Raw genomic sequence first — 26,061 nt, 5'->3', positions numbered from 1 at the left:
GCCGCCTGAACCACAAGAACGACGTCGGGTGCTCACCTTGGGGGAGCACCCGACGTCGTTCTGGGGGGGGCTGGGCCGGCCGGGGCCGTAGCCCCGGCGTCAGGAGATGCGCGCGCCCTGCGGCGAGCCGAAGTAGAGGCCCAGGCGGGTGCCGTCCACCTCGTGGATGGGGATGCGCATGTCGTAGACCGACTCGAGGACGTCGGTGTCCATGATCTGTTCGGGGCTGCCGTGCGCCACGAGCGCGCCGCGCTTCAAGGCCAGGAGCGAGTCCGAGTAGGAGGAGGCGAAGTTGATGTCGTGCATGACGACGACCACCGTCTTGCCGTCCTCGTCCACGAGGGTGCGCATGAGCTGCATCATCGCCACCGAGTGCTTCATGTCCAGGTTGTTCAGCGGCTCGTCCAGGAGGACGTAGTCGGTGTCCTGGGCCAGCACCATGGCGATGAAGGCGCGCTGGCGCTGGCCTCCGGAGAGCTGGTCGAGGTAGCGATCGGCGAGCGAGGTCAGGTCCAGACGCTCCAGCGCCGCCTCGACGTGCGCCCGGTCCTCGGAGGTGGGGTGCCCGCCCGTGTGGGGGAAGCGCCCGAAGGTGACGAGGTCGCGCACCCGCAGGCGCAGCGAGACCTGGTTCTCCTGGCGCAGGATCGCCAGGGTGCGGGCGAGCTGCTTGGACGGCGTGGAGCTCACGTCGAGGCCGCCCACGCTCACGCGGCCGGACTGCAGCGGCTGCAGGCGCGCGATGAGCCCGAGCAGCGTGGACTTGCCCGCGCCGTTGGGGCCGATGATGCTCGTCAGCCCCGGGCCGATCTGGGCGCTGACGTTGTCCACGACCACCTCGGCGTCGTAGGACTGGCTCACGTTCTCGATGCTGATCACTTGAGGGCACCCTTCAGGAGCAACAGGATGAAGACGATGCCGCCGGCGAACTCGACGACGACGGAGAGGGTCGTGGAGTTGCCCGAGAGCTGCTCGACCACGAACTGCCCGGCCACGAGCACGAGCGTGCCGAGCAGGGCGGAGATGACCACGAGGCGGCCGTGGCCCGCGCCGGGGACCAGCTGGTAGGCGAGCGAGACAACGAGCAGGCCGAAGAAGGTGATGGGTCCGACGAGCGCCGTGGAGGTGCCGACGAGCACGGCCGAGAGGGCCAGGACCATCGTGGTCACGCGGCGGTGGTCCACGCCGAGGCTCACGGCGGTGTCGCGGCCCAGGGCCATGACGTCGAGGGTGTGGCGCAGGCGCCAGAGCACGGCGATCGAGGCGGCGATGATGAGCGCCGCGACGGCCAGGAGGGTGGGGTCAACGCGGTTGAAGGACGCGAAGGAGAGGTCCTGCAGCTGCGTGTACTCGCTGGGCTCGAGGAGCTTGCCGAGCAGCGCAGTGACGCCGCGGAAGAGCGTGGCGAGCACGATGCCGACGAGCAGCATGAGGTGCAGGGCGCCGGGCTTGGACGTGAACATCCAGCGGTAGAGCAGGAGCGAGAAGCCCACCATGAGGGCCAGCTCCACCACGAAGCGCACGGGCTCCGGCGTGGTGATCCATGCGGTGGCGCCGAGCGAGAAGACCATGACGGTCTGCAGGAGGGCGTACAGCGCGTCCATGCCCATGATGCTCGGCGTCAGGATGCGGTTGGCCGTGACGGTCTGGAACGCGAGCGTCGAGACGGAGATCGCGATGGCGCACAGGATGATGGCGCCGATGCGCGTGCCGCGCAGCGTGAGCGCAAAGGCGAGGTTGCCGAGCAGGCTCCACGTCAGGAACAGCGCGATGGCGAGCACCGTGGCGACGCCGAGGCCGATGGCCCAGCGTCGGAAGCGGGCCTCGGGGGACAGGTGGGCGCGGGCGGTGCCCGACGGCGCGTGGCTCAGGAGATCAGGCATTCTTGCCTTCCGCGGTGGTGACGGTGGCGGGCCGCGCCTTCGGCGCCGTGCGCGCGGAGGCGCCCCCACGCCGTCGGGCACTCAAGAGCACCAGGAAAACGGCGGCGCCGACGACCGACATGATCATGCCGATCGGCGCCTCGTAGGGCTGGCGGATGAGGCGGCCCAGGATGTCGCAGGCCAGGACCATGCCGGCGCCGATGAGGGCCGTGAGCGGGACGGCGCGGCGCAGGTGATCGCCCACGAGCAGCGAGACGAGGTTGGGGACCACGAGGCCGAGGAACGGGAGGGCGCCCACCGTGGTGACGGTGACGGCGGAGATGATCGCGACGATGCTCATGCCCAGGCGCACCGTGGCCTTGTAGTTCATGCCGAGGTTGGTCGTGAAGTCCTCGCCGAGGCCGGCCACGGTGAAGCGATCGGCGGCGATGTAGCCGAGCACGCAGGCGCCGGCCACGATCCAGAGCAGCTCGTAGCGCCCGCGCAGGATGCCGGAAAGGTCGCCGATCATCCAAGTGTTGAGCGTCTGGAGCAGGTCGAAGCGGTAGGCGAAGAAGGTGGTCGCGGCGGCGACCACGCCGCCAAGCATGATGCCCACGAGCGGAACGAGGAGGGTGTCCCGCGTGGGCAGGCGGTTGATGAGGGCGAGGAAGAGCGCCGTGCCGGCGAGGGCGAAGAGCGTCGCGACGCCCATCTTGGCCAGGATGGGCGCGGCCGGAATGGCCACCGTGATGACCAGGATGCCGAGCGTCGCCGACTCCGTCGTGCCCACCATGCCGGGGTCAACGAACTTGTTGCGCGAGAGCTGCTGCATGATGAGGCCGGCCACCGCCACGGCGGCGCCGGCCAGGACCGCGGCGAGCGTGCGGGGGAGGCGGGAGATCCACACGAGGTCCCACGCCTCGGGATCGCCGGCCAGGAGCCTGGCCGGGTCGATGTCGGCGACGCCGACAAAGAGGGAGAAGCCGGACAGAAGGACGAGGGCGCCGAGGCCCAAGCAGAGCGCGACGACGCCGCGGCGGCCGGGGCGGGCGAAGCGCCCGGAACGCGCGGAACCCGCGGCCGCCTCGGTGGCGGCCGCGGGTGCGGCGGTGGTGTTGCTCATGCTGCTGCGGGGTCGATGCGGGGGCTCAGAGGCCCTTCGCGACCTCGTCGATCATGGTCGGCACCGAGCGCAGGCCGTAGCCCACGAGGTACCAGGTGCTCGAGTCCAGCGAGACGATCTTGGAGTTCTTGGCGGCGTTCGTGGAGTTCACGAGCTCGTTGTCCAGGACGCTCGTGGCGGCCTGGCCACCCTCGGTGCCCACGGCGGTGTCGCGGTCGATCACGTAGAGGATGTCGGGGTTCTTCTCCTTGATGTACTCGTTGGAGATGGACTCGCCGTGCGCGCCGTCCACCTTGACCTCGGCGACCGGGGTCACGCCCAGGACGTCGTGGACGAGGCCGAAGCGGGAACCCGCGCCGTAGGCGGTGAGCTTGCCGCCGGAGACCATGGTGATGAGGGCCGTGGAGCCGGAGGCCTCGGCCTTCGTCTTGGTCTCGGCGATCTTGGCCTCGACGGCCTTGAGCTGCGTCTCGACTTCGTCGGATTTCTCGAAGATGGTGCCGATCGAGCGGGCATTGGCCTCGAAGGACTCGAGCGGCTTGGTGGCATCCGAGGAGAGGTCGACCGTCGGGGCGATCTTGCTCAGGTCCTCGTAGGAGTCCGCCGTGCGGCCCGAGATGATGATGAGGTCCGGCTTCTCGGCGGCGACCTTCTCGAGGTCGGGCTCCTTCATGCCGCCGATCTTGGTGAACTTCGCGTCGGAGTACTTGGAGAGGGAGGTCGGGAACTCGGCCTCGGGCACGCCCTGAGCCTCGAGGCCGAGGGCCTCCAGGTTGTCGAGGGCGGCGAGGTCATAGGTGAAGACCTTCTTGGGGTTGACCGGCACGGGGGTGGAGCCCTGCGCGTGCTCGATGGTCACGGTGGACTCGGAGGCGGCGGGCGTGGCGCTCGCTCCGCAGCCCGTGGCGGCGAACAGCGTGGCGGCCGCAGCGGCGGCACCCAGAACAAGACGGAAGCCGGACTTCATCGTTGATTCTCCCAGTAGTGACGGCGAATTAGCTTAGGAATTTATGACCTAATCAACAAGAACGACGTTAGGGCATCCTGTTGGCAGAGTGCAAATCGAGTGCGTCTTTTGGTGGGGGCGCCCGGAAGCATTTTTCTCACGCTGTGTGGATTGTGAAGCCAAACCCTGTTAGCGTCAGTCGTGGCAGGGTGGTGGGGCGTTGTTCCGTCGGATCGTTAGGTCCGGTCGCGGAGCAACGCCCCACACTTCTTCCAGCGCGGACTCGAGGGCCTTGGGGGCTCGCGAGAAGCAGGCGTCCCCGCCGCAGGATAGGCGGGCGAACGCGAAGCACCCCCGCTCGCAGGCGCGAACGGGGGTGCTATTGTGGTGGGGGTGCTTGCTGGACCGCCAGATCAACCCCACCGGTAGGCGGCAGGCTTCCCTAGTCCCGCTGAGACAAGGGCCGTGCGGCGGCGGCCACGAGCCCGCCCTTTTCGAGCGACACCAGCACCATCCAGCCTCGTCCCACGGGGATGTCTGATCCCAGCGTCATGCGCGTCCTGCCGGTCGGGACCTGCGAGATTCGCTGGCCCCGCACCGTGCTGCCATCCCACAGATACGCGCGCGCCGTCCCGCCCGTGCGGCTCGAGAAGTCGACGTCGATCGAGCGTCCGCGGGCGCGAACCTCAAGTCGTTGCACACCGCCCTCGAGTGCCGCATGCCCGCCCAGTGGGACTCCACCGAGAGCTGATTGTAGGATCGACTGCGGCGACTCGACTGAGGCGGCAGCGGTGTCGGGCAGCCGCGGAGCCACGGGCTGACTGCCCCGGTCGCTGAGCCCGGGCACGGAAAGTTCGCCCCAGCGCCAGGGATCGGCGCGCATGCCCGGGTAGGTGGACCAGGCCGTCCTGGTTTGGGCCGCCTTGTTCTGTGTGTCGGAGTCGTTGATGACCACGTTGAAGCCCATGCGTGCCGGGTCAACACGATCCGGCAGCACTGAGAACGGGATGAGTGCCTCCAGCTGATACCCGCGGTACGCGTCCTGGGTGCCGGCCATCTTCACCGCCACACGCACACCTGGGGCGGTCACGCGGGCCTCACCCTGATAGTTGTCGCGATCGCGGCCCACGCCTGGGGCTCCCGTCATGGAGTCCATGGACGGCATGATGCCCAGGATGAGGGTCTGCGCGGTGTTGGCCGCCGTGCCGCGGGGGTCGAAGTAGATCTCGACCGAGTCGGTGCGCCGTTGTCGCTTGTTGTCGCTCGCGGGAAGGATGGTGCCTCGGATGTCGTCAACCACGTCAACGAAGACGAGGAAGTTCTCGCCTGAGCGGCTGATCCAGGCCGAGCCCGAGACATCTTCCGGGGTGGTCTTGGCTCCGTCCCACACGGCACTGATGTCGAGTTTGTCGCCTGGGTACTTGGCCGCGTCCCAGACGGCGTCCACCGTGGGGGAGGCACTGATCGCGGGAACCGTCCCGGAGGGGACCAAATTCATCACGACTGAGCGCGAGACCGTCTGGTTTCCCACCGTCGCCTTGATCTGGACGGGCCACACGCCGGCATTCGGGGCCGTGTTGGCCACGGGGATGGAGGCATCCGAGTTGCGGGCCGTGAAGTCCAGCGTGGAGCTTGCCCCTCCGCGGAGCCCGGAGAAGCTGCGCTGAGCAGGCTCAACGCCAAAGCCCGCGGGCAGCTCGACGGCGACGGTGCCGCTCGCGTCGCTCTTGCCATGGTTCTCCACCTGGATGCCGAGTGCCCGCGTCCGGCCGGAGGGGACCGCAAAGAGTTCAGGTACAAGTGCGTCCAGGTGCTGGATGTTCAAGCGCTTCGTCCAGGCCCTGAACTGGGCGATCTCGGGCAACGGCACAATCGTGGCTTCCACGGCACCCGCCACGCGCAGGGGTGCCATGCCCCGGCCCGCCCCGTGCTTGCTGGTGACCTCGGCCCACACCTGAACGTGCGTCCCGGGTGCCGCGTTGCTGGGGGCGGTGACCGTGAACGTGGCGGTCTTGCTGCGACCGGAGGCCAGCGTTCCGAGGTCCTGCGCCTTCGACACGCTCCAACCTGGGGGCACGCTCAGTTTTGCTCTGGCCTGGGGGAGGGCGCCGGAGGCAGGCGCGCTCACAGTGACGTCGATGCTTTCCTCCAGGCCGATCACAGCGGCATGGCGGCGCGGGCGGACCTCGATCCGTGACCCTAGCGGGAGTCCTCCCTTGGCCTGTCGCACCGCGCCGAGCAGTGCGGCGTCGTCGCCTGAAGTGGGGTTGGCCAGAGGCCCCCGGCTCAGGAGAGTCGTCAGCCATGTGGCGGGGATCTTGTCCGGGTCGCTCGGCGGATCGGCGAACTCGGCCCAACCCTGGGTCACGTACTCGCGCTGGGCCTTGACCATGATCTCTGACCAGCGCTGGCCCGTGGCGCTCACGGTGCCGTTCCAGCAGCCAAAGACGACGTCGCTAGCAATGGTCGGGGCATATCCGGCGCTGATGGCGCCGGGCCCGGTGGTGCCCTTGCCGTTGGCGCCGCTGCGGAAGAGGCGAAGCGGGGTCCACGGCTGCAACCCCTCCTTGCGCTGTTCAGGGAACTTCTCGGGATCGCCGGCGAAGAGGTAGGCCTCCACAGCAAACATCGCGGCCTGCTGGTGATTCCCGTGGTTGCCCTCCACGGCAGAGGGGTTCATGGTCACGATGATTTCGGGGCGCGTTGCCCTGACCACGCGGACGATGCGTTCAAGAACGTCGTCGCCGCCCCAGACCTGGTGCGAAAGCGGGGCGCTGGCGGTGTAGTAGAAGTCGAGACCGTCGAGATTGAAGACGTCGTCGATCCCGGCGGTGCCCACGGCCAGGCGTTCCTCCGCCTCGCGCAGCAGTCCGAGCGGAGGGCCCTCCTCGAGGCCGACGGCGTTTCCACCGCCCTCGCCTCGCGTCACGGTGATGACGCCCGACCGGGCGCCGAAGCGTTCCTTCCATTGGCCGAGTGCGGCCAGCGTGCTGGCCTCGTCGTCCGGGTGGGCTCCAATGAAGAGCACGTTCAACTTGGTGCCGTTGCCCGGCTTGCTGAGGCGTTGCTCCGCCACGCTTCGAGGGGTGCCGGCGCCGATGGTGAGCGCGAGCCCGAGGCTTGCGATGCCACCTGCGCGCAGGACCGTTCTGCGTGAGTGTCCAACTTGTGTCTGCTCCAACATGACCTTCACCTTTCCGAGAAGCGAGTGAGCCACTTCATAGTTCACTTCTCGTATAAAAGGCACGTCAAGGGGGTGAAGGAAGGTGGCCGCTCGTGCTTTGAAGACTGAACTGGCCAGTAATTTCGGTCATTTCAGCCCGTCCCCTTGTTGCGATCACTTCCTTTAGTCTATAAAGAATCTATGTCATCGATGTCACACTCGTTGCAGCCGGCGGTCTCACCGGCCGGCGGGGCCAGCCTCCGCGGCAGCCGCCTGCGCACCGCGGCCCGGCTCCTCTTGGACGAGGGACCCCTTTCTCGGGCCACTCTTGCCCGGCGCTCCGGCTACTCACCGGCCTCCATGACCGCGACGATCCGAGACCTCGTGCACCTGGGCCTCGTGATGGATACCGGCAAGGCCAGCACCACCGGCGGTCGGCCGGCTTCGCTCCTCGGGTTCGATCGCTCGGCGGTGCTCATGACGCTGCTCTCGTTTACCGACCATCGGCTCACGGCCTCACAGATTGATCTGAGCGGCCATGAACTCGTCCGTATCGTTCGGGACGTTAAGCACCTCGACACGCCCGGCGTCCTGACGGAGGCTCTTCACACCCTGTCCGCCGCCGCCGCCAAACCCTCGCGCTGCGTTGCGGTGTCGCTTCCGGGTGTGGTGGCCGCGGACGGCTCCGTCTCCAGTGCCCCCGCTGTTGGGCTCAAGAGCTCCATGGAGCTTCGCTCTCACTTGGGCGAAGTGACAGGCCTCCCCGTGCTGATCGAAAACGACGTGAATCTCCTGGCACTGGGGGAAGCAGCCCGCGGGGCCGCCAAGGATCGCGACGACGTGGGGCTCGTGTACATCGGTGCCGGCATCGGCGGCGCCGTGGTTCGGGAGGGCAAGATCGAACCCGGGGCCACCCGTTCGGCAGGCGAGATCGGCTTCCTTCCCTACGGCGGGGTCTGGGCGGCCCCGGGCGACACGGAGGGACCGTTCGAACGGGAATGGTCGCTCGCCGCGGTGAACGCCCGACTGATCAGGGACGGACTCGACTGGGAGTCCGTGACCGCCGCCACACCCGTTGTCGACGCCGCGCTCGACGCGTGGAGCTATGCGGCCCTCGTGACGTGCTGCGTCGCCGACCCCGCGACCATCGTTTTCGCCGGAGATGTGTGTGAGCTGCCGCAAGGGGTGCTTGACGAGCTCACGCGCCGCGTGACCTCGCGCTCCCCGCACCCCGTCGACGTGGCCTTCGCTTGGCTTGGCCAGGGCGGGGTGGCTGCCGGCGTCGTTGAACTGGTCAGCTCCAACGCGGAGCTGTTCCTCCCCGACCCTTCCCCGACGAATCACTTGTACCCCTGAGAAGAAAGAAGGAGACCGTTATGAGCAAGTTGACGACGACCCGTTCCAAGTTCATGGCCGGCGTGGCCATGGCCGCGGCGCTCACGCTGAGCGCGTGCGGCCTGGACGACGGCGGCTCCAAGCCCTCGGCAGAGGGCTCGGACGCCGCTGCGGCCTTCACGATATACACGGCGCGAGATAAGGCGCTGGCTGAGGGCGTCGTGGCCGATTTCGAGGCCGCCAACCCCGCCTACAAGGGCAAGGTCACGATCCTGACGCTCGGCGCGCAGGAAGCCCTCGAACGCATCCGCGGCGAGAAGTCCAACCCCCAAGGCGACGTCTGGTGGGGCGGAACCAGCCAGCAGATGACCCAAGCGGCCAACGATGATTTGCTGGACAAGGCCCCCACTGCTGTGGTGGATGCGATCCCCGCGGAAGCCCGTCACCCCGAAGGCCTGTGGGTGGGCGAGATGAAGCTGGCCGAACTCTTCATGATCAACACCGACATGATGCCGCTCGACCAGGCTCCGTCGGACTGGGACGACCTGCTCAAGCCGGAATACAAGGACAAGATCGCGATCCGCGACGTGGAACCCTCCGGCACCATGCGTTCCATCTACTCCGCCATGATCCAGAACAAGGTCGCTTCGGGCGAGAACGTTGAGGCCGGCTACACCTGGCTCAAGTCGCTCGACGCCAACACCAAGGTCTACGCAGCAAACCCCACGGACCTCTACCAGCGCATGAGCCGTCAAGAAGCACCGATCTCACTGTGGAACCTGCAGGACATCATGTTGCAGAAGAGCGGCTCCTTCAAGATGCTCTCGCCCAAGGTCCCGACCTCCGGCGCCCCGATGCTGATCGACGGTGTGGCGAAGGTCAAGGGCGGCCCGAACGGCGCAGGTGCTGATGCGTTCCTGTCGTTCCTGCTCAGCAACGAGGAGCAGGCCAAGCTGGCCGAGAAGCACTTCCAGATCCCCACGGTGAAGCTGAAGTCCGAGCCGAGCTGGCTTGCGGAGCTGAACCTGAAGGAGATGAAGCTCGACTGGAACGCCATCGCCTCCAATGAAACCGAGTGGATCTCTTACTGGGCGTCCAACATCAAGAACAAGGGCTAATCGCCAGCGGCACCTAGCCCGTGGCGGCCGTTGGTCCCGACCAGCGGCCGCCATCTTTCTCCCGGAGGAAACACCATGACCTCGGTTGTTCTCGACAACGTCACCAAGCAATACGCAGATGCGGCACCTTCCGTCGCCGGTATCGATCTACACATTAAGGACGGCGAGTTCTTCACGCTCCTGGGCCCGTCCGGTTGCGGTAAGTCCACCACCTTGCGCATGGTCGCAGGCTTTGTGGTGCCTACGTCGGGAACCCTCCGATTTGGCGAGCGCGACGTCACGACCGTCCCTCCTTACAAGCGCGACACCGGCATGGTGTTCCAGAACTACGCTCTCTTTCCCCACATGGACGTGGCCACGAACGTGGCCTTCGGGCTTCGCATGCGCAAGACCTCGAAGTCCGAGCGCGGTCAGCGCGTCGCTGAGGCCCTCGACGTGGTCGGGCTCACCGGCTACGGCGAGCGGCGCATCGACCAGCTCTCGGGCGGCCAACAGCAGCGCGTTGCCTTGGCTCGGGCGTTGGTCATCAACCCGAGCGTGCTCCTGCTGGACGAACCGCTGAGCAACCTGGACGCCAAGCTGCGCGAGGAAACGCGCGCCCATATCCGTTCCATCCAGCAGGCCTCTGCGACCACGAGCCTGTACGTGACGCACGATCAGGCCGAAGCCATGGCCATGAGCGACCGCATCGCCGTCATGAGCGCGGGGCACCTGCACCAGGTGGGCACGCCGCGCGAGGTCTATCGCCGCCCAGCGACGTCCTTCGTGGCACGGTTCATCGGGCGCTCCAATGTGCTGGCCGGCACCTTACTGGGACGAGACGAGCGCACGCACACCGTGCGCCTGAGCAACGGCGAGCTCCTCACGGTGCCAAACACCGAGAACAGCCCCACTGCGCACATCGGTGTCGAGGAAGACATCGCCGTGTCGATCCGCCCGGAGGACCTGCGCGTTGTGTCGACCGGGTCGACGGACGCGGGAACGCTGCGGGGGAGAGTCAGCGCCGTGGAGTACACGGGTGCGTCCTGCACCGTGACGCTCAACTATGGGGAAACGCAGTTGTTGGCCACCGTTCCAGACGGCCCAGATATTCCGGCCGTGGACGAGCTGGTCTCCGTGCAGCCGGCCGTGGATCGGCTCTGGTCGGTGGCGCCATGACCGCGCTAGCGACTCCTCCCAGCACCACCACGCCGTCACGTGCCAAACGGCGCCGCGGGGTCGGTTGGAAGGGGCTGAGCTCCTCCGATCGCTTCGTGTACGCCCTCGCGTTGCCGCTCGTGGCGATCCTGTTGGTCTACGTGGTGCTCCCGATGTTCGCCACGCTCTTCTCCTCGTTGGAGGACGGCGGCGAAGCCTACGAGGCCTTTGGCGCCGGCGGTACGGCCTGGACCGCGCTCCTGCTCTCGGTGGGGATTTCGCTGGCCTCCGTGGTCTTGGCCGGCATCGTTGGATCCGGCCTGGCCGTCCTGCTCTCGCGTTTCGATTTCCCAGGGCGCCGCGTCCTGCGGGTGGTGGCCTTGTTGCCCATGGCGCTGCCTCCCCTCATCGGCGCGCTGTCGTTTTACTACCTCTACGGCGCTTCGGGCATCGTGCCCCGCTTCATGGAGTCCGTCACGGGCATCATGGCGTCCACTTTCTCGGCAGACGGTGTGGCGGGTGTGCTGCTCGTGCACACCATGACCATGTACCCGTACTTCTATCTCGCGGTGAGCGCTGGCCTCGCCGGCTCGGACGCTTCCCTCGAGGAAGCCGCCATGAACCTGGGAGCCAACCGCGTCACGATGTGGCGTCAAGTGCTCATGCCGATGCTGACGCCCGCCCTGGTCTCGGGAGCGCTGCTGACCTTCATGGTCTCGATGGCCTCGTTCACAGCCCCACAGTTCTACAACGTCAACACCCTGACGATGCGCATCGTGGCAGCCAAGACCTCAGGGGACTACCCCTTGGCCGCCGCCCAATCGACCGTGCTCTCGCTCGTCTCCATCGCGTTCCTGCTGCTCATGCGCTGGTACCAGGGCCGGCGTTCAACACGCAGCGCGTCCAAGGGAACCCCGCAGGCCCTGAAGTCGGTGCAGGGCACCTTGCCGCGAACCCTCGCGGCCGTGGGCTCCGTTGCCGTGGTGGCGGTCCTGGCCGCACCCGTCGTGACGATCATCCTGCTGGCCTTCACAGTGGATGGCACCTGGACCACGCAGATCCTGCCGCCGCAATACACCGTGGCGAACTTCGTGACCATCTTCTCCGATCCTGTCTCGTTGCGCCCCTTGCTGGTCTCGTCTCAAATGTCGGGTCTCGCGATGCTGGCCTCCATCCTGGTGGGCGTGCTGACCGCATGGGTCGTGGCGAGATGGAAGGGGAGGGGTGCCGGCTGGCTCGATGTCATGATCATGCTGCCCTGGGCACTCCCCGGGACCGTGGTGGGCATCAACATCGTCACGGCGTTTGCCAGCCCCACCCCGTTCAACCTGGGCCAGGTGTTCGTCGGTTCGCTGTGGATCCTGCCGCTGGCCTACTTCATCCGCTTTGTGCCGCTGGTCTTCCGCAACGCGGCCGCGTCGCTGGCGCAGATCGATCCCTCGGTGGAGGAAGCGGCTCAGAACCTGGGAGCCGGGCCTCTGCGCACCTTGCGCCTAGTCACGCTTCCTCTGATGACCCGCGGTGTCATCGCCGGAGCGCTCATGGCCTTCGTGCAGGGCTTTGGCGAATACGTCGCCTCGGTGGTGGTGTACCCGGCGCGCTTTGCCCCGCTCTCGGTGGAGATCTACAACCGCCAGTACGCCAATGAGATCGGCTCGGCGTTTGCCTACGGCGCATTGCAAATGTTTGCCATTTTGATCGTTCTGCTCCTCGCCGACTTTCTGGAGAATCCGCGGCGGCGCCGCTCCTCCACGAAAGCTGCCTCACTCACCGAACCCCCGACCCGAAAGGTCTCGTGATGACTGCCCCGGAACGCGCGCGCTTGCGTGATCGTGATGACCTCTCCGTCTACTGGGACAACCACCTGCGGGTGGCGTTTGAGGAGTCCGCTCCGCACGATCTGCCTGCGATGGTTGAGGCTTCTCTTGCCCACGTGCAGATGATGAAGGAGCGCGGGGTGCTACCGGAACGGCGCGCCGATCTGCTGCTGCGCGGCCTGCACACCCTGATTCAGCGCTGGGGCTGGGGCGAGGGTCGCGGGACCGGCTATCACGGGCCCCGCCACCTGGACTTCACCTCGCAGGCCGAGGACCCGTACTACCGCTTGGAATGCGAGCTGGCCAAGGCCTGCGCGATCCCCACATCGGAGCTGGACGTGCAATTGGCTCGCAGTCGCAACGACCTGGACGCCGGTGTCTTCCGGATGATCCTGCGTAGGGACGTCCTGGATATCACGGACCTCTTGCTGCAGACAGCCCAGGACACACTTGCCGTTGCGAGCAACGGCGTGAAGTGGCTGCTGACGGGGCACACACACCGCCGCCCGGCGCAGCCAACCACGGTGGGGCACGTACTCTCTGGCTTGGCGGAGAGCATGCTCTCCCAGGCCACGGAGCTGCTCTCGGTGTACGACGAGCTCAACGTGTCTCCCTTGGGCTCCGCTGCCTTTGCCGGGACGGACATTGAGATCGACGCCGCGCGCGTGGCGGATCTTTTGGGTTTCGACTCGAGCTTTATCGCCTCCTACGAAGCCGTCGCCGGCGCGGAGCACTTCATGCGCCTGGCCGCGATCTACGCCCGGATCTCCGCCACCACGGCGCGCTGGGCCCGTGTGCTCCAGGAGTGGATGAACTTTGGTTGGGTCAAGACGCCCGCCGAGTTCTCGCAGGGCTCCTCGATCATGCCGCAGAAGCAGAATCCCGTGGTGTTGGAACACATGGTGTCCATGTCGGGGGCCAGCAACGGCGATCTTCTCTCCACCATGACAACGATCGCCGCGGGCTGGTACGAGGACTCCAACAACGCCACGACGGATGTGCAGAAGCACCTGTGGGCATCCGGCGATCGCTTGGTGCGTCTGTTGCGCCTGCACGACGGCGTGATGCGTGGATTTGAGATCGGCGCACTTCCGAGCGCACAACAGATGGTCGAGGCCGGCATCACGACGACATCGGTGTCCGAGGCCCTCGCCACGAAGGGCGTCCCGTGGCGCGCCGCGCACGACATTGTGGGCGGGCTCTTCCGCTCGGGCTCCCCGCTGACGTGGTCTCTGGCTTCGGTTCAGCAGGCCCTGCTGGACGCCGGTGCCGACCCGGAGCTGGCCGAGCTCGTCATGAGCGCTGGCCTGCATCCCGAAGCCGTGCTCGCGCGCGTTCAGGCGGGTTCGCCCGGCGTCGACGCCGTGAAGGCGGCCGTGGCGCAGCAACAGGGCCGCCTGGCCCAGCTACAAAGCGGCGGCGACGTCCGCCGCGCGCACCTCGCCGAGGCCCGCAAAGCCCTCATGGAGCTGACTCGCCAGAGCCTGCCCCCGGCTGTGCATGTCTTTGGCGATGCCAATCTGGACGTGGTGGTGCGGGGCGTCTGCGCCTTGCCAGAACCCGGTACCGAGGTGTTGGTGCGCGGCATTGCCTCTCGCCTGGGTGGCAGCGCGGCCAACTCGGCCACGCACGCGGCGAGGGCCGGAGCCCGCACGTTGCTGAGCGCGGTTGTCGGTGAGGATGCCACCGGGCACCTTTTGCGCGATGTGCTGGAGCAGGAAGGCGTGCTGCTTGACATGGATCCCACTGCCTCGGCTCCCACCGGGGTGACCGTTGCCGTGGAAGACACGGGACGCGATCGGGCCTTCCTCTCCAGCACCGGTGCCGCGGAGGCGATGACGTTCGAGCGGCGAGAGCTGCCGGACGCCGGCACATACGTGCTGTTTGCCGGCTACTTCTTGGTTCCCGCGCTACGGGAGGGGACGGGGCTGAGCTTCCTCGAAGCCGCCCGCGCCGCAGGCTGCCACACGGCCCTGGACACGGGCCATCCCGCGCAGGGCTGGGGGGCAGCCGAGCAACGGCAGCTTCTGGAGGACGTTCTGCCGCAGGTGGAGCTCTTTCTCCCCAACGAGTCCGAGGCGTGCGGTCTGGCAGGTATGGAGGACCCGGTCGACGCGGCGCGCAGCATCGCGGCCCGGACCGGAACCACCGTCGTGCTCAAGCGGGGCGCGCGCGGCGCCAGCGTCTTTGCTGGCGGGGAGCAGCATGATTTCCCCGCGCCGCGCGTTGAGGTGGTGGACTCAACCGGTGCTGGCGACAGTCTGAATGGAACGCTGCTCGCGGAACTGGCCGCGGGGTCCTCGCTGGCGGTGGCGACGGAAAGGGCCGTGGCCGCGGCGTCGCGGCACGTGAGCTCAACCAAGTCATAGCGAAGGACGGCGCCGGTGGAGGGAACTCTGATCCGGGGCGACAGCGGGGGTGGGCGGCGAACGCCCACCCCCGCTGTCATGACAACGGCACTTAGCTGCGCCGGACGATCTTCTCCACGGTCTTGGCCGGGAGCACGCTCGCCGCCAGGCGCGCGATCTTGTACCGCAGCGAGGGGATGCTGAGGGACCGGCCGGCGGCGGAATCGGCGAGCCCCTGGCGCACCACGTCCTCGGCCTTGAGCCACGCGAGCCTGGGGAAGGCCTTGGTGTCTTGGCCCATGCGCTCGTGGAACTCGGTGCGCGTGAAGCCCGGGCACAGGGCCGTGACGACGAGGCCGTCCTCCGCGTGATGCAGCGTGGCCCACTTCGAGAAGTTCACCATCGCCAGCTTGGACGCCGAGTAGGTGCCGCGCGGAGTGAACGCGGCCACGGAGGCCACGTTGATGATGCGCCCGCCGCCGCGCTCGCGCATGGCTTGCAGGGCCGCATGGGCCAGCCGGAGCGGGACCTCGGTATGGATGCGCCAATGGTCGCGCTCCTCGTCCCACGTGTTGTCGGCGAAGCTGCGCACCAGGCCGTAGCCGGCGTTGTTGACGAGCAGCTCCACGGGATCCACGTGGCTCAGGAGGCGCTCGATCACCGCCTCCTGGCTCGCCTCGTCCAGCAGATCGGCCACGATCGACTCCGTGTGGATGGCGTAGCCGCCCTCCAGCTCGGCCGCGACCGCAGCGAGGCGGTCCCGGTCGCGGGCCACGAGGATGAGGTGGCGGCCCTGGGCCGCGAGCTGGCGGGCAAACTCCAGCCCGATCCCGCTCGTGGCACCCGTGACGAGGGCGGTGCGGTGGGGAGCCTCCGGCTCGGTGCTGCTCATGGAACGAGGGTAGGCGCGGGCGGACTAGATGTCGCCGCGCCGCGCCAGCAGCGCCAGCTGGGCGGAGACGGTGTGCTCGGCGGCCCGCCGGACGGAGGGGTCCACCTCCGCGTAGACCACGTCGGCGACGGCCGGGACCGTGGGCTCGAGGCCGCGCTCCAGGAGCCCGGCCGCCGCGGCCCGGACTTGTTCCAGGCGCATGAGCCGGTGGTCGAGGTACTTCTGGGCGAGCGCGTCCACCGGACCGGGGAAGCCGCCGTGGGCCGGGAGCGTCTCCACGGGCCCGAGGGCCCGCAGGGCCTCGAGCGAAGCGAGGTAGTCCTCGAGCGTGCCGTCCGGGTGGTCGATGATCGTGGTGCCGTAGCCGAGGATCGTGTCGCCCGTGAAGACGGCGACGTCCGCGCCGTCCCGCAGCAACACGAGGCTGATCGAATCCCCCGTGTGACCCGGCGTCGCGAGCACGCGCAGGGCCAGGCCCTGACCCAGCTCGATCAGCTCGCCGTCCGCCAGCGGGGCGGCGCCGACGCTGAACTCGGCTGCCGCGCCGCGCGATGGCGCGCCCGTCAGCTCGCGCAGGCGGGGCAGCCCGCCCACGTGATCGTGGTGGCGGTGCGTCACGAGGATGAGCGCCACGGGGCCCAGCGCCGACAGCGCCTCCTGGTGTGCTGCGTCGTCGTCCCCTGGATCGATGACCACGGCGCCGCCAGGCGCCGCGATGACGTAGCTCTGCGTGCCCTGGAGGGTCATGGGCCCGGGATTGTCCTGACGCAGGACGCGCACGCCGGCGACGGGGGAGTCGAGTTCGCTCATGCTTGAAGTATGCCGTGGGATCCGCCGATGCCGCCGCCGTCACAGCGGTGGGGCCGGGCGTCGACGTAGGATGGTGAGTTGCCGTGCGCGCGTGCCAACCGGCCGCCGCGGGGCCACCATCGTTACAGGAGGAACCGTGTCCACCACCGCCCCCCGCCCGCTTCGTTCGCGCCTCGCGCTGGCCCTCGCCGGCGCGCTCGCCCTGCTGGCCGCCCCGTTCATTGCGGCGGCTCCGGCGCAGGCGCACGACCAGTTCCTGGGCGGCACGCCCAAGGCAGGCAGCGCGATCGAGGTGGCACCCGACACGATCACGCTGACCTTCTCCGCCGAGATCAAGCAGATCGCCGGCACCTCCAACGCCATCTCGGTCACCGACCGCGACGGCAAGGAGTACGCCACGGGAGACGTCAAGATCGACGGCGCCAAGCTCTCCCGCGCGCTCACCGCGCTGCCGGCCGGCACCTACGACGTCTCCTGGTCCGCGCTGTCTTCTGATGGGCACCGCATCCACAGCAACGACGACTACGCCTTCACGGTGACGAAGGGCGAGAAGGCCAAGCCCGCCGCGTCCTCCGGCGCCGCGAGCTCGGCCAAGGCCACGGCCGCTCCGGCCAAGAGCCCCGCCGCCTCGGCCAGCGCGCAGGCCTCCGGCGGCGCCGACGTCGTCGCCGAGACCGCGCCGACCGTCATGATCATGTGGATCGTGGCCGGCTTCCTGGTCCTGGCGATCGTTCTCGGCATCATCCTGCAGCTCACGCGCAAGAAGCCAGGAAGCGACGAGTTCTAGCCGCCGCTCGGCCGGCCCCGCGTCGCCGGGCATGCCGCCCAAAAACCGAGCCCTCCTGAACACAACGCGCACTCGAGTGCGCGGAAAGTCCAGGAGGGCTCGGTTTTTTGTCATCGTCCCGTGCTTCTCGCGGGGCTCGGCGCGCGCCTAGCCTGGGCGGATCGGTGATCCGCTCTGGCAAGGGAGGCAGCCATGAAGGCACGACGGCGGGTGGTTGGCTCGGGCGTTCGGCGCGCAGCGGCGGTGGTGTCCGCTGTGGGCGTCTTCGGCACCGGTGCGCTGGGCGGCTGCTCCGTGCGCACGTTCCCCGGTGTCTATCAGGAGTGCCCGTCCAACGGTTCGTGCGTGGACACCGGCGCCCCGCAGGGCGGAGCGACGGCCGGCCCCGTGCGGCGCTACACGGGGGACGATCCGGTGGATGCGGCGAGGGCGCTCGCGGTGACGCCCGCGTGGGCGGCCGCACCGCGGGGCAAGGACTGCGGATCGGTGGCGCTCACCGACACCTTGGCGCTGGAGTCCGCCCAGCGGGCGTGCTTCGCGGCGGCCATCGAAGCCGGGGAGCCAGCCCACACCGGCTGGTGGGCCACCACCACCGAGGGCGACCCGATCGTCACGCTTGCACAGACCGACGGCGCGCGGCTCAAGGTGGTGGAGATCACCGCGTTTGACTCGTACGGGGGAAGCACCAGCGCGCCCGCGCAGGGTTTCACGTGCATCGCTGCGGCCGGTTACGTGGCCGAGCCCGGCTCGCAGCAATCAGCGCGGAACCCTGGGAAGTGCATGCGGGACTAGGGGCAGCGGCGCGGTGCGCGTGCACCGGCCGAGCGTGGCCGGCACGCTCCGGACTGGCCCGGTGTGCGCGTTCGCTCGGCGAGCGGCGCCGCTCACCCAGCCGCCACCGCTCGCCCAGCCCGGCCCGCTCGCCCAGCCCGCTCGCCCAGCCCGGCCCGCCAACCCAGCCGGCCCGCCCGCCCAGGCCGGCCACGCGCCGTCGTGCACCGCCGCCCAAAAACCGAGCCCTCCTGAACGAAACGCGCACTCGTGTGCGCGGAAAGTCCAGGAGGGCTCGGTTTTTAGTTGTGCCCCGGCCGGCGGCTCAACGGCGGCGGTGCAGCCCGCCGCCCCCGCCGCGGCGCGCGCCCTCGGGGCGCGGGTGCGCCTCCAGCAGCACGCCGAGGATGCGGGTGAGCTCGGCGCGGTCGGCGTCGGAGAGGATCTCGAAGTAGCCGGCGCTGCGCTCGGAGCGCATGGCGTGGACGCGGCGGTCGAGGTCCTTGCCGGACTCGGTGGCCTCGAGGAGCACGGCGCGCTTGTCGGTGGGGTCCTGGCTGCGCGTGATCCAGCCGGCGGCCTCGAGCTGGGCGATGACCTCGGCGGCGGAGCGCGGGGCGATGCGCAAGGCGTTGGCGACGTCGCGCTGGCGGGGGAGGTCCTCGCCGTGCTCGGCGTGGGCCGCCACCGTGTGCAGCGCGCGCCACTGGTGCGGGGAGATGCCGAAGGGGGCCAGGTCCTCCATCCAGCTCCGGCGCAGCCCGTGCGAGACGGAGTGGACCAGGTCCGAGAGTTCGGGGGGAACGGGCGTCATGGCCTCGATCCTAGGCGCAGCGGGAACAAACCCCAAGGTGTGGAGGTTACCTCTTTACATGAACGTATTGGTGAGGTAACCTCATTAATGAGGCGGGCGCTGAACGCGACGCCACCCCAAGAGAAGAGGAGGGCCACGCATGACACACGGTCCTGCACTCCATGGTCCTGGCCCCGGTGGGGGCCGCGGCGGGCACGGTCCCGCCAAGGTCAGCAAGGCTGACCGCAACCAACTCAAGCTTCATCCCGTGAGCCTGCGCCGCATCGGCGCGCTCTTTACGCCTTACAAGGGCCCCCTGCTGCTCGTGGTGCTGCTCATCACCGGCAGCTCCATCGTCTCCCTGTTCCAGCCGTTCCTGGTGCGCGGCGTCATCGACGACGCCCTGCCGCACGGGAACGTGCCGCTGCTGACCTGGCTCGTGATCGCGATGATCGCGGTCGCCGCCGTCACCGCCGTGATCGGCGTGTGGCAGACCTGGATCTCCACTCGCGTGGGCCAGGGCGTCATGCACGATCTGCGCACCCGGCTCTTCGGGCACCTGCAGCGCCAGTCGCTCGGCTTCTTCACGAGGACGCACGGCGGCGAGGTGCAGTCCCGCATGACCAACGACATCAACGGCATGCAGAACCTCGTGACGAACACCGCCACCTCGGTGGCCTCCAACGTCACCACGGCCATCGGCACCATCGTCGCCATGCTGGTGCTCTCGCCCTGGCTGGCCCTGATCTCCCTGCTCGTCATCCCGCTGGCCGTGTGGGTGGCCCGCCGCGTTGCGGTGCTGCGCCGCGACATCACGGCCAAGCAGCAGGCGCAGATGGCCCAGCTGCAGACCTACGTCGACGAGGGGCTCTCGGTCTCCGGCATCCGCCTGGCCAAGACGCTCGGCACGCAGGATCGCGACGCCGCGCGCTTCAGCGACGCGAGCCAGGAGCTCGTGGAGCTCGAGATGCAATCGCAGCTCGCCGGCCGCTGGCGCATGGCGACCATGCAGGTCATCTTCGCGGCCATCCCGGCCGTCATCTACCTGGCCGCCGGCTTCCCCCTGGGCGGCGACGGCCTGTCCATCGGCACCGTGGTGGCCTTCACGGCCCTGCAGGCCAACCTGTTCCGCCCCGTCATGGGCCTCATGTCGGTGGGCGTGCAGTGGGTGACCGCCATGGCGTTCTTCTCCCGCATCTTCGAGTGGCTGGATCTGGTCCCGGACATCAAGGAGCCGGCGAACCCCGTCCGCATGGACCCTGCCACCACGCGTGGCGAGGTGCGCTTCGAGGGCGTGAGCTTCGCCTACGGCGAGGGTTCCCCGGTGCTGAAGGACGTTGATCTCACGATCGCCGCCAGCACTACTACGGCCCTCGTGGGCCACACCGGCTCCGGCAAGTCCACGCTGGCCTCGCTGGTGCCCCGCCTCAATGACGTCACCTCCGGCCGCGTCACGATCGACGGCGTCGACGTGCGCGACATGAGCTTCGCCGACCTCGCCTCCCTCGTGGGCGTCGTGAGCCAGGAGACCTACCTGGTCCACGCCTCGGTGCGCGACAACCTGCGCATGGCGGCCCCCGAGGCCAGCGACGAGACGCTGTGGGAGGCCCTCGAGGCCGCGCGCATCGCCGAGCTGGTCCGCCGCCTGCCCGAGGGGCTCGACACCCTGGTCGGCGCCCGCGGTCACCGCTTCTCCGGCGGCGAGCAGCAGCGCCTGGCGATCGCCAGGACGCTCCTGCGCAACCCCCGCGTGCTGGTTCTCGACGAGGCCACCTCCGCGCTGGATAACACCACGGAGGCCGAGGTCCAGGCGGCCCTGGATCACCTCGCCTCCACCCGCACCACGCTCACGATCGCGCACCGCCTCTCCACCGTGGAGGACGCGGAGCAGATCGCGGTGTTTGAAAACGGACGCGTGTTGGAGCGCGGCACGGCGGTTCAGCTGCGCGCGGCGGGCGGGGCGTTTGCCCAGCTCTCCGAGCGCCAGGCCGCCGGCCTGCCGCTGGAGGACGCCGCCCCTGAGGGCGCGGAGGACCACCAGCACGACGACGCCGCCTCGCCCCGGGCGGGCGGGCGCGGCTCCCGCGGCCACGGGCACCGCGAGGGAGTGCACGCGCACTAGGCGCGTGCGCCCTCGCCGGCGCCCGCTGACGGGCCCTCGAAACGGCCGGATCGCTTCAGAACTGCTGCAACCTTCGCGCAGTCTTGAAGCGATCCGGCCGTTTGCGTGTGTGCCGCCCGCCGCCCGTCGCGGGCACGCAGCTTTGAGGCGGGTTTCGCGCTTTGAGGCGGGGAATCCACGCCTCAAAGCGCAGAACGCGCCTCAAAGCATGCGGCGAGGCCGAGCGGGTCTCAGCGCGAAGCGCCGGTCGGACCTCTCGTGATGTCGCGCCACTCGTCGCCGCCGGCCTCGCTCCAGGTGCGCAGGCGACCGTTGGCCTCGCTCGGCGGCTCCTGCTCTGGCGGAAAGCGGAGCCAGTACGTCTCGTCTGGATCCCAGCCGGTAATCGCCGAAAAGCCGTGACCGGGTACCTCGATGGGCCGGGTGGCGCAGGCGAGATAGGCACCAACCGTCAGATGGACCGCGTCGTACTCCCGCGCAGCCTTCCCCCAGTCCGGGATCACCCAGGTGGTGGCCCGGGGCTCGTCCACGAGGTAGAGCGCGAGCCTCGCCTGCGGCCCGTACGAACGGCTCACGTCCAGCGGGAACGCGGTGCACGCGGACACCCACGCCGCCTCCGAGTCGATCTCCAGGACCCGGGGAGCGGCCTGGGGCAACAGCCTTCCCGCCTGCATCAGTGGCCCCACCGGCCCGCTGTCCTCCTGGATGAGGAAGCCCGTGGGGGTGCCAGCCACCGCCAGTTCCGCATCGCCGTGGGGCCGCTCTGCCGGGGCTCCCGATGCATCGCACGCCGCGCTGGGCAAGGTGCCGTGGGTGATGGGCGGGGAATCCTGGCCGAAGGTGACGGGTGAGGTCCACCCGGTGCTTGAAAAGCCCTCGGCCTCCTCCTCAGCGCGGTGCTGAGCCCACTCGTCCCACACCTTGCGGATGTTTCCTCGAAGCCGCCAGCTCCAGGCGGAACCGTCGCTTTCTTGTAGCTCGATCCACTGATCCGGCGGATCCATGCCCCGCGACCACCAGTCCACGGCAGGGCTGTTCGTCACCGCCTGAGCCACGGGGCGCAGCGCGGAGACCAAAGCCGGTTGGGCGAGAAGCACGTCGATACCGGCGGGAGCCTGCCAGCCGCGTGCCGCCCCGGCGGTGTCGGCCAGCGCCCACAAGAGTGTCCCGGGCAGTGGAACACGCGCGGCAATGCTCTGGCATGCCCTGGCCGCCGTGGCGATCAAGGCCTCGGCGTCTTGCCTCGCCCGTCGACGGGCGGCCAGTGGCTGTGCCCAGGCGGCGTCGATGTCCTCGAGCGCCAGCGCCCGGTTCTCTTCGGGGTAGGGCAGGTTGTAGCTGGAGCCACGCGGGTCCGGATCCAGGGCGGCGTCGGCTTGCCAGACGGCATCGGACAACGGGAGCCGGACGGGGCACACGGGCGCGGCGACCAGCGAGCGCGCCGCTGACGCCGCCGCCGCTTGCGCCTGCGTTTCCTCCCAGGCGAGCGCGAGGTTTAAGCACAGCAAGCGGCCCCGCGGTCCGGCCAGCAGCTCCTCGACGGTGATTCCCATGGGGGCACGCTACCGATCGCCGCCTTCAAACGGCCGGATCGCTTCAGAACTGCTGCAACCTTCGCGCAGTTTCGAAGTGATCCGGCCGTTTACGTGCCCGCCGCCCGCCGCGGGCCCGCAGCTTTGAGGCCGGTTCTGCGCTTTGAGGCGGGGAATCCACGCCTCAAAGCGCAGAACGCGCCTCAAAGCGCCGGGGTGGCAAGTCGCCGGGCGCCGTGCCAACTCGCAGTGCGCCGCCCGGCTCAACCACACGCGGGCGCCGCACCCCACTTCTACTGCCGGTAGAATGTGCGGTGGCCTGCCCGAGCATCGCCACGAACCACAGCGCACCGAAGGAGGAAGCATGCACAACCGCCTGCGTCCCCTCTTTCGCGCGTGGGGCGCCTCGGGCGTCGCGGTCTCGATCGCGGTGTTCTCGCACCTGATGGCGGGCGGTCACGCGCCGCAGCCGCTCCTCGTGGGCATGGCCTGGGCCCTCGGCGCCGTCGTGGCGCTGCCGTTCACGCGGACCAAGCCCTCGCTGATGCGCCTCGCGGGCCTCCTGCTCCCGAGCCAGCTCATCTACCACCTGGCCTTCGGCGGCGCCCACGCCGGCCTGCACGCAACCACGCAGGCGGCGGCAACGACGGCCGGCGGCGAACACGCCGCCCACCTCGCGGAGGCAGCGGCGCTCGCCGCGCGCAGCTTCGGTTCGCTCGGCACCTCCGATCCCGGCTCCGGCGCCCTCGCCACGGGCTCGCTTCCGGCCGAACTCTTCGGCCAGGCGGCGCAGGCGGGCCACGGCATGATCCTGGCGCACCTGCTCTCCGCCCTGGCCTCCGTGCTGCTCATCCGCCACGCCGAGCGCGGCCTGGCTAGCGCCTGGCGCTGGTGCACCGTGCGCCTCACGGCCGGCGGACGCCTGCCCACGGTGCCGGTGGCACCCCGGCGACCGGCCGCGGTCGTGCCCTCGGTACGCCTCCCGCGCCCTCACCTGTTGGGGCTGCCCCTCGCCGCGCTGCGGCACCGCGGCCCGCCCGCGCTCCCCGCGTTCGCCTGACCGGCCCCGGCCGGTCGCAGGCGACGCTCTCGCACACCCACTGAACCCCTGCGGGCCGCCTTCGCGCGCCCGCTGGCCGGGCGCGCCCGGCCGCGCGAGACACGGGAGAAACCCATGCGCAAGAACCTCACGACCACCCTGATCGCCCTTTCCGCCGCCGCGGCGCTCGGCCTCACGGGCTGCGGCGCCAGCACCTCCAACGCCACCGGCACGGCCGCCGCGACGAGCACCCAGGCGGCCCACGACTCCGTCATGATCGCTGACGCCTGGGTCAAGGCCTCCACCCAGAAGGACGGGATGAGCGCGCTCTTCGGCGTCGTCACCAACCACACGGGCGCCGAGCGCACCATCGTCAAGGCGAGCTCCGACGCGGCCGGCATGGTCCAGCTGCACACCACGGTCACCACGGCCGGCGGCGGCACCGAGATGAAGGAGAAGGAGGGCGGCTTCCCGCTCGCCGCGGGCGCCTCCGTCACCCTCGAGCCCGGCGCCGACCACGTCATGCTCATGGGCCTCAAGCGGGACCTCGAGGCGGGCGACACCGTCGACGTCACGCTCACCCTGGACGACGGCACCGAGGTCAAGGTCTCGGCCCCGGTCAAGGCGTTCTCGGGCGCGCAGGAGTCCTACGCGCCCACGGGCGACAGCTCCACGGGCGAGTCCTCGCACGCGGGTCACTGACGTGGGCGCCGAACTGGGACGCCGCTCGCTGCTGCGCGGCGGGCTCCTGCTGGCCACGGGCGCGGCGGCCGGCGCCGCCGGGGGCGTGGCCGGCGGGGCGGCGCTCGCCTCCTCGCTTGGCTCGTCGATGCCCGACGGCGGTGCGCCGGGTTCCGCCGGATCCGTCGCCCCGGGCGGGGCGCCCGGTTCGGCGGCCACGGTTGCCTCTGGCGGCTTGGGGGCGTCCACCGCGGCCGTCCCCGCCGCCGGGCGGCAGCCCGGGGTGGCGACGCCGCCCGGGGCGCACGCCGTCTACCGGGCGTTTTTGCTTCGAGAGGGGACCACTGCGGCCAAACTGCGCGGCTGGCTCGCGCTGCTCGGCGACGACATCGAGCGGCTCATGTCCGGGCGACCCGTCCTGGGCGATGTTGAGCCGGAGCTCGGCGAGGCCCCCGCCTCCCTGACGATCACCGTGGCGCTGGGGCGCGGGGCGGTGACACGTGCCGGGGTCGAGGCCCCCGCGTGGCTCGCGCCGCTTCCCGCCTACAAGATCGACAAGTTGGAGGAGCGCTGGGGCGAGGCGGACGTGCTGCTGCAGCTCACGTGCGACGACCCGCTCACGCTGGCGCACGCCGACCGCGTGTTGCAGCGCGAGAGCGCGCCTTTCGCCACGGTGGCGTGGGTGCAGGAGGGCTTCCGCTACGCGCGGGGCGCCCGGCCCGACGGCACGACGATGCGCAATCTCTTCGGCCAGGTGGACGGGACGACCAATCCAGTGCCCGGGAGCGAGGAGTTTGAGGGCGTGGTGTATCGGAGCGGGGCCGGGCCGTTCGGTGACGGTTCCACGTCCCTGGTGCTGCGGCGGATCTCCATGGACCTGGACCTCTGGGACGAGGTGGATCGCTCCGCCCGCGAGGATGCCGTGGGCCGCACGCTGAAGGACGGCGCGCCCATCACGGGCGGGGTCGAGAAGGACGAGGTGGACCTCGCCGCCGAGAAGGGCGGCTGGCCCGTGGTGGCCGACTTCGCCCACGTGCGCCGGGCCCGCCCGGCTGCGGCGGGGGAGAAGATCTACCGGCGCGGCTTCAACTACAACAACCCCGGCGCGTCCGGTGCGGACCGGGCAGGGCTGCTTTTCGTGAGCTTCCAGGCCGATCCGGTGAAGCAGTTCCACCCGATCCAGGCCCGGCTCGCCGAGCTGGACATGATGAACGAGTGGACCACGCCCGTGGGCTCCTGCGTGTTCTGGGTGCCGCCCGCGTCCGCGCGGACCGCGGCCGAGGGCGGCTTCCCGGGCGACGTCCTCTTCGCCTGAGCACCGCTCCACACGTTTCCTTCAATTCCACTGCAATCCCCGTGTGGAACTGAAGGAAACGTGTGGAGCCGCCGGGGTGGGGCCGGGGTGCACGGGGTGTGAGTGCCCGAGCGGGCGGTGGGGTTAGCCTGTCCGCATGAGCCAGCCGGAGCACGCAGCGGACAACACCGAGTTCCCGCGCGCGATCGGCCGCCCGGCCGCCGGAGCGCTGCTGCACGCTGGCGTTTCGACGTGGGCGGCGCTCGCCGCGTGGTCTCGCACGGACCTCGCGGCCCTGCACGGCGTGGGTCCCAAGGCCCTCGCGGTCCTGGACGCCGGCCTCGCGGAGCAGGGACTCTCCTGGCGCGAGGCCTAGGTGTTCTTCCCACGGTGGTTGTGGTCAGCGTGGCCTGACGGGATGAGGTGAGGACCTCCGGTATCGATGTGGGTTACCACACTCACTCGATCCACGGAGGTCCTCGTGTCCT

The 26,061-nt window shown here is 69.4% G+C and carries 21 protein-coding genes; 12 read left to right on the top strand and 9 right to left on the bottom strand.

From position 1 onward, the window contains the following. Window positions 1-99: 99 nt before the first annotated feature. The 5 genes from DWB68_RS01055 to DWB68_RS01035 form a co-directional block, all read right to left on the bottom strand. Window positions 100-879, bottom strand: coding sequence for an iron ABC transporter ATP-binding protein (locus tag DWB68_RS01055; RefSeq protein ID WP_119423293.1), 780 nt, complete (start codon window positions 877-879; stop codon window positions 100-102). Continuing rightward, entirely contained in the window at window positions 876-1,883 is a 1,008-nt protein-coding gene (locus DWB68_RS01050; RefSeq protein ID WP_119423292.1) for an iron chelate uptake ABC transporter family permease subunit, read from the bottom strand. Before DWB68_RS01050 ends, DWB68_RS01055 begins: the two co-directional genes overlap by 4 nt. Next, the gene (locus DWB68_RS01045) at window positions 1,876-2,988 is read right to left on the bottom strand and encodes an ABC transporter permease (protein ID WP_119423291.1); all 1,113 of its coding nucleotides are present in this window, start codon (window positions 2,986-2,988) and stop codon (window positions 1,876-1,878) included. Before DWB68_RS01045 ends, DWB68_RS01050 begins: the two co-directional genes overlap by 8 nt. Window positions 2,989-3,013: 25 nt before the next feature. Then, the gene (locus DWB68_RS01040) at window positions 3,014-3,955 is read right to left on the bottom strand and encodes a siderophore ABC transporter substrate-binding protein (RefSeq protein WP_119423290.1); all 942 of its coding nucleotides are present in this window, start codon (window positions 3,953-3,955) and stop codon (window positions 3,014-3,016) included. 421 nt (window positions 3,956-4,376) lie between these two features. Further along, the gene (locus DWB68_RS01035; RefSeq protein ID WP_158588166.1) at window positions 4,377-7,010 is read right to left on the bottom strand and encodes a PIG-L family deacetylase; all 2,634 of its coding nucleotides are present in this window, start codon (window positions 7,008-7,010) and stop codon (window positions 4,377-4,379) included. A 447-nt stretch (window positions 7,011-7,457) separates the two neighbouring features. On the opposite strand from DWB68_RS01035, the gene DWB68_RS01030 reads away from it, so the two are divergent. The 5 genes from DWB68_RS01030 to DWB68_RS01010 all read left to right on the top strand — a co-directional run bounded on the left by DWB68_RS01030 (window position 7,458) and on the right by DWB68_RS01010 (window position 14,873). Then, the gene (locus DWB68_RS01030; protein WP_158588165.1) at window positions 7,458-8,453 is read left to right on the top strand and encodes an ROK family protein; all 996 of its coding nucleotides are present in this window, start codon (window positions 7,458-7,460) and stop codon (window positions 8,451-8,453) included. A 20-nt stretch (window positions 8,454-8,473) separates the two neighbouring features. Next, window positions 8,474-9,550, top strand: coding sequence for an extracellular solute-binding protein (locus tag DWB68_RS01025; RefSeq protein WP_119423288.1), 1,077 nt, complete (start codon window positions 8,474-8,476; stop codon window positions 9,548-9,550). Between the two features lie 75 nt (window positions 9,551-9,625). Further along, window positions 9,626-10,708: an ABC transporter ATP-binding protein gene (locus tag DWB68_RS01020; protein WP_119423287.1), complete on the top strand. Its 1,083-nt coding sequence runs from the start codon at window positions 9,626-9,628 to the stop codon at window positions 10,706-10,708. Then, entirely contained in the window at window positions 10,705-12,486 is a 1,782-nt protein-coding gene (locus DWB68_RS01015) for an ABC transporter permease (RefSeq protein WP_119423286.1), read from the top strand. The genes DWB68_RS01020 and DWB68_RS01015 overlap by 4 nt, the downstream gene beginning before the upstream one ends. Window positions 12,487-12,557: 71 nt before the next feature. Beyond that, on the top strand, window positions 12,558-14,873 hold the full coding sequence (locus DWB68_RS01010) for a PfkB family carbohydrate kinase (protein WP_199700339.1): 2,316 nt from the start codon (window positions 12,558-12,560) through the stop codon (window positions 14,871-14,873). Window positions 14,874-14,964: 91 nt separating this feature from the next. Here DWB68_RS01010 and DWB68_RS01005 read toward each other — a convergent pair whose 3' ends face one another. After that, window positions 14,965-15,744 carry an SDR family NAD(P)-dependent oxidoreductase gene (locus DWB68_RS01005; protein WP_119423284.1) on the bottom strand — a complete coding sequence of 260 codons (780 nt, stop codon included), beginning with the start codon at window positions 15,742-15,744 and terminating at the stop codon, window positions 14,965-14,967. A 24-nt stretch (window positions 15,745-15,768) separates the two neighbouring features. Continuing rightward, on the bottom strand, window positions 15,769-16,554 hold the full coding sequence (locus tag DWB68_RS01000) for an MBL fold metallo-hydrolase (RefSeq protein ID WP_119423283.1): 786 nt from the start codon (window positions 16,552-16,554) through the stop codon (window positions 15,769-15,771). Window positions 16,555-16,690: 136 nt separating this feature from the next. On the opposite strand from DWB68_RS01000, the gene DWB68_RS00995 reads away from it, so the two are divergent. Both DWB68_RS00995 and DWB68_RS00990 read left to right on the top strand, forming a co-directional pair. Continuing rightward, window positions 16,691-17,341: a copper resistance CopC family protein gene (locus DWB68_RS00995; protein ID WP_158588164.1), complete on the top strand. Its 651-nt coding sequence runs from the start codon at window positions 16,691-16,693 to the stop codon at window positions 17,339-17,341. Window positions 17,342-17,533: 192 nt separating this feature from the next. Continuing rightward, entirely contained in the window at window positions 17,534-18,133 is a 600-nt protein-coding gene (locus DWB68_RS00990; RefSeq protein ID WP_147391542.1) for a hypothetical protein, read from the top strand. Window positions 18,134-18,437: 304 nt separating this feature from the next. On the opposite strand, the gene DWB68_RS00985 is transcribed toward DWB68_RS00990, so the two are convergent. Next, window positions 18,438-18,926: a MarR family winged helix-turn-helix transcriptional regulator gene (locus DWB68_RS00985; RefSeq protein ID WP_119423280.1), complete on the bottom strand. Its 489-nt coding sequence runs from the start codon at window positions 18,924-18,926 to the stop codon at window positions 18,438-18,440. 139 nt (window positions 18,927-19,065) lie between these two features. On the opposite strand from DWB68_RS00985, the gene DWB68_RS00980 reads away from it, so the two are divergent. Beyond that, the gene (locus DWB68_RS00980) at window positions 19,066-21,027 is read left to right on the top strand and encodes an ABC transporter ATP-binding protein (protein WP_119423279.1); all 1,962 of its coding nucleotides are present in this window, start codon (window positions 19,066-19,068) and stop codon (window positions 21,025-21,027) included. Window positions 21,028-21,257: 230 nt separating this feature from the next. Here the strand turns inward: DWB68_RS00980 and DWB68_RS00975 are convergent, their stop codons facing one another. Continuing rightward, window positions 21,258-22,580: a hypothetical protein gene (locus DWB68_RS00975; protein ID WP_119423278.1), complete on the bottom strand. Its 1,323-nt coding sequence runs from the start codon at window positions 22,578-22,580 to the stop codon at window positions 21,258-21,260. 343 nt (window positions 22,581-22,923) lie between these two features. On the opposite strand from DWB68_RS00975, the gene DWB68_RS00970 reads away from it, so the two are divergent. The 4 genes from DWB68_RS00970 to DWB68_RS00955 all read left to right on the top strand — a co-directional run bounded on the left by DWB68_RS00970 (window position 22,924) and on the right by DWB68_RS00955 (window position 25,949). Next, entirely contained in the window at window positions 22,924-23,619 is a 696-nt protein-coding gene (locus DWB68_RS00970; protein WP_119423277.1) for a hypothetical protein, read from the top strand. Window positions 23,620-23,733: 114 nt separating this feature from the next. After that, on the top strand, window positions 23,734-24,300 hold the full coding sequence (locus DWB68_RS00965; RefSeq protein WP_119423276.1) for a copper chaperone PCu(A)C: 567 nt from the start codon (window positions 23,734-23,736) through the stop codon (window positions 24,298-24,300). 1 nt (window position 24,301) lies between these two features. Further along, window positions 24,302-25,594: a Dyp-type peroxidase gene (locus tag DWB68_RS00960; RefSeq protein ID WP_233548539.1), complete on the top strand. Its 1,293-nt coding sequence runs from the start codon at window positions 24,302-24,304 to the stop codon at window positions 25,592-25,594. A gap of 136 nt (window positions 25,595-25,730) precedes the next feature. Beyond that, window positions 25,731-25,949, top strand: a complete 219-nt coding sequence (locus DWB68_RS00955; protein ID WP_119423275.1) for a helix-hairpin-helix domain-containing protein — start codon at window positions 25,731-25,733, stop codon at window positions 25,947-25,949. Window positions 25,950-26,061 lie beyond the last annotated feature (112 nt).

Origin of the sequence: Galactobacter valiniphilus (genome assembly GCF_003575975.1) — a bacterium.
GTDB classification, from domain to species: Bacteria; Actinomycetota; Actinomycetes; order Actinomycetales; family Micrococcaceae; genus Galactobacter; species Galactobacter valiniphilus.
Note: the sequence above shows the minus strand (reverse complement) of the source record. Positions and strands in the feature narration are given on the sequence as shown.

Bases quoted from the DNA above. Each gene is read 5' to 3' on its own strand.
- DWB68_RS01050 (WP_119423292.1), bottom strand. From the start codon at position 1,883: ATGCCTGATCTCCTGAGCCACGCGCCGTCGGGCACCGCCCGCGCCCAC.
- DWB68_RS01040 (WP_119423290.1), bottom strand. From the start codon at position 3,955: ATGAAGTCCGGCTTCCGTCTTGTTCTGGGTGCCGCCGCTGCGGCCGCC.
- DWB68_RS01020 (WP_119423287.1), top strand. From the start codon at position 9,626: ATGACCTCGGTTGTTCTCGACAACGTCACCAAGCAATACGCAGATGCG.
- DWB68_RS00975 (WP_119423278.1), bottom strand. From the start codon at position 22,580: ATGGGAATCACCGTCGAGGAGCTGCTGGCCGGACCGCGGGGCCGCTTG.
- DWB68_RS01005 (WP_119423284.1), bottom strand. From the start codon at position 15,744: ATGAGCAGCACCGAGCCGGAGGCTCCCCACCGCACCGCCCTCGTCACG.
- DWB68_RS01045 (WP_119423291.1), bottom strand. From the start codon at position 2,988: ATGAGCAACACCACCGCCGCACCCGCGGCCGCCACCGAGGCGGCCGCG.
- DWB68_RS01000 (WP_119423283.1), bottom strand. From the start codon at position 16,554: ATGAGCGAACTCGACTCCCCCGTCGCCGGCGTGCGCGTCCTGCGTCAG.
- DWB68_RS01015 (WP_119423286.1), top strand. From the start codon at position 10,705: ATGACCGCGCTAGCGACTCCTCCCAGCACCACCACGCCGTCACGTGCC.
- DWB68_RS00985 (WP_119423280.1), bottom strand. From the start codon at position 18,926: ATGACGCCCGTTCCCCCCGAACTCTCGGACCTGGTCCACTCCGTCTCG.
- DWB68_RS00990 (WP_147391542.1), top strand. From the start codon at position 17,534: ATGAAGGCACGACGGCGGGTGGTTGGCTCGGGCGTTCGGCGCGCAGCG.
- DWB68_RS01030 (WP_158588165.1), top strand. From the start codon at position 7,458: ATGACCGCGACGATCCGAGACCTCGTGCACCTGGGCCTCGTGATGGAT.
- DWB68_RS00965 (WP_119423276.1), top strand. From the start codon at position 23,734: ATGCGCAAGAACCTCACGACCACCCTGATCGCCCTTTCCGCCGCCGCG.
- DWB68_RS00970 (WP_119423277.1), top strand. From the start codon at position 22,924: ATGCACAACCGCCTGCGTCCCCTCTTTCGCGCGTGGGGCGCCTCGGGC.
- DWB68_RS00955 (WP_119423275.1), top strand. From the start codon at position 25,731: ATGAGCCAGCCGGAGCACGCAGCGGACAACACCGAGTTCCCGCGCGCG.
- DWB68_RS01025 (WP_119423288.1), top strand. From the start codon at position 8,474: ATGAGCAAGTTGACGACGACCCGTTCCAAGTTCATGGCCGGCGTGGCC.
- DWB68_RS00980 (WP_119423279.1), top strand. From the start codon at position 19,066: ATGACACACGGTCCTGCACTCCATGGTCCTGGCCCCGGTGGGGGCCGC.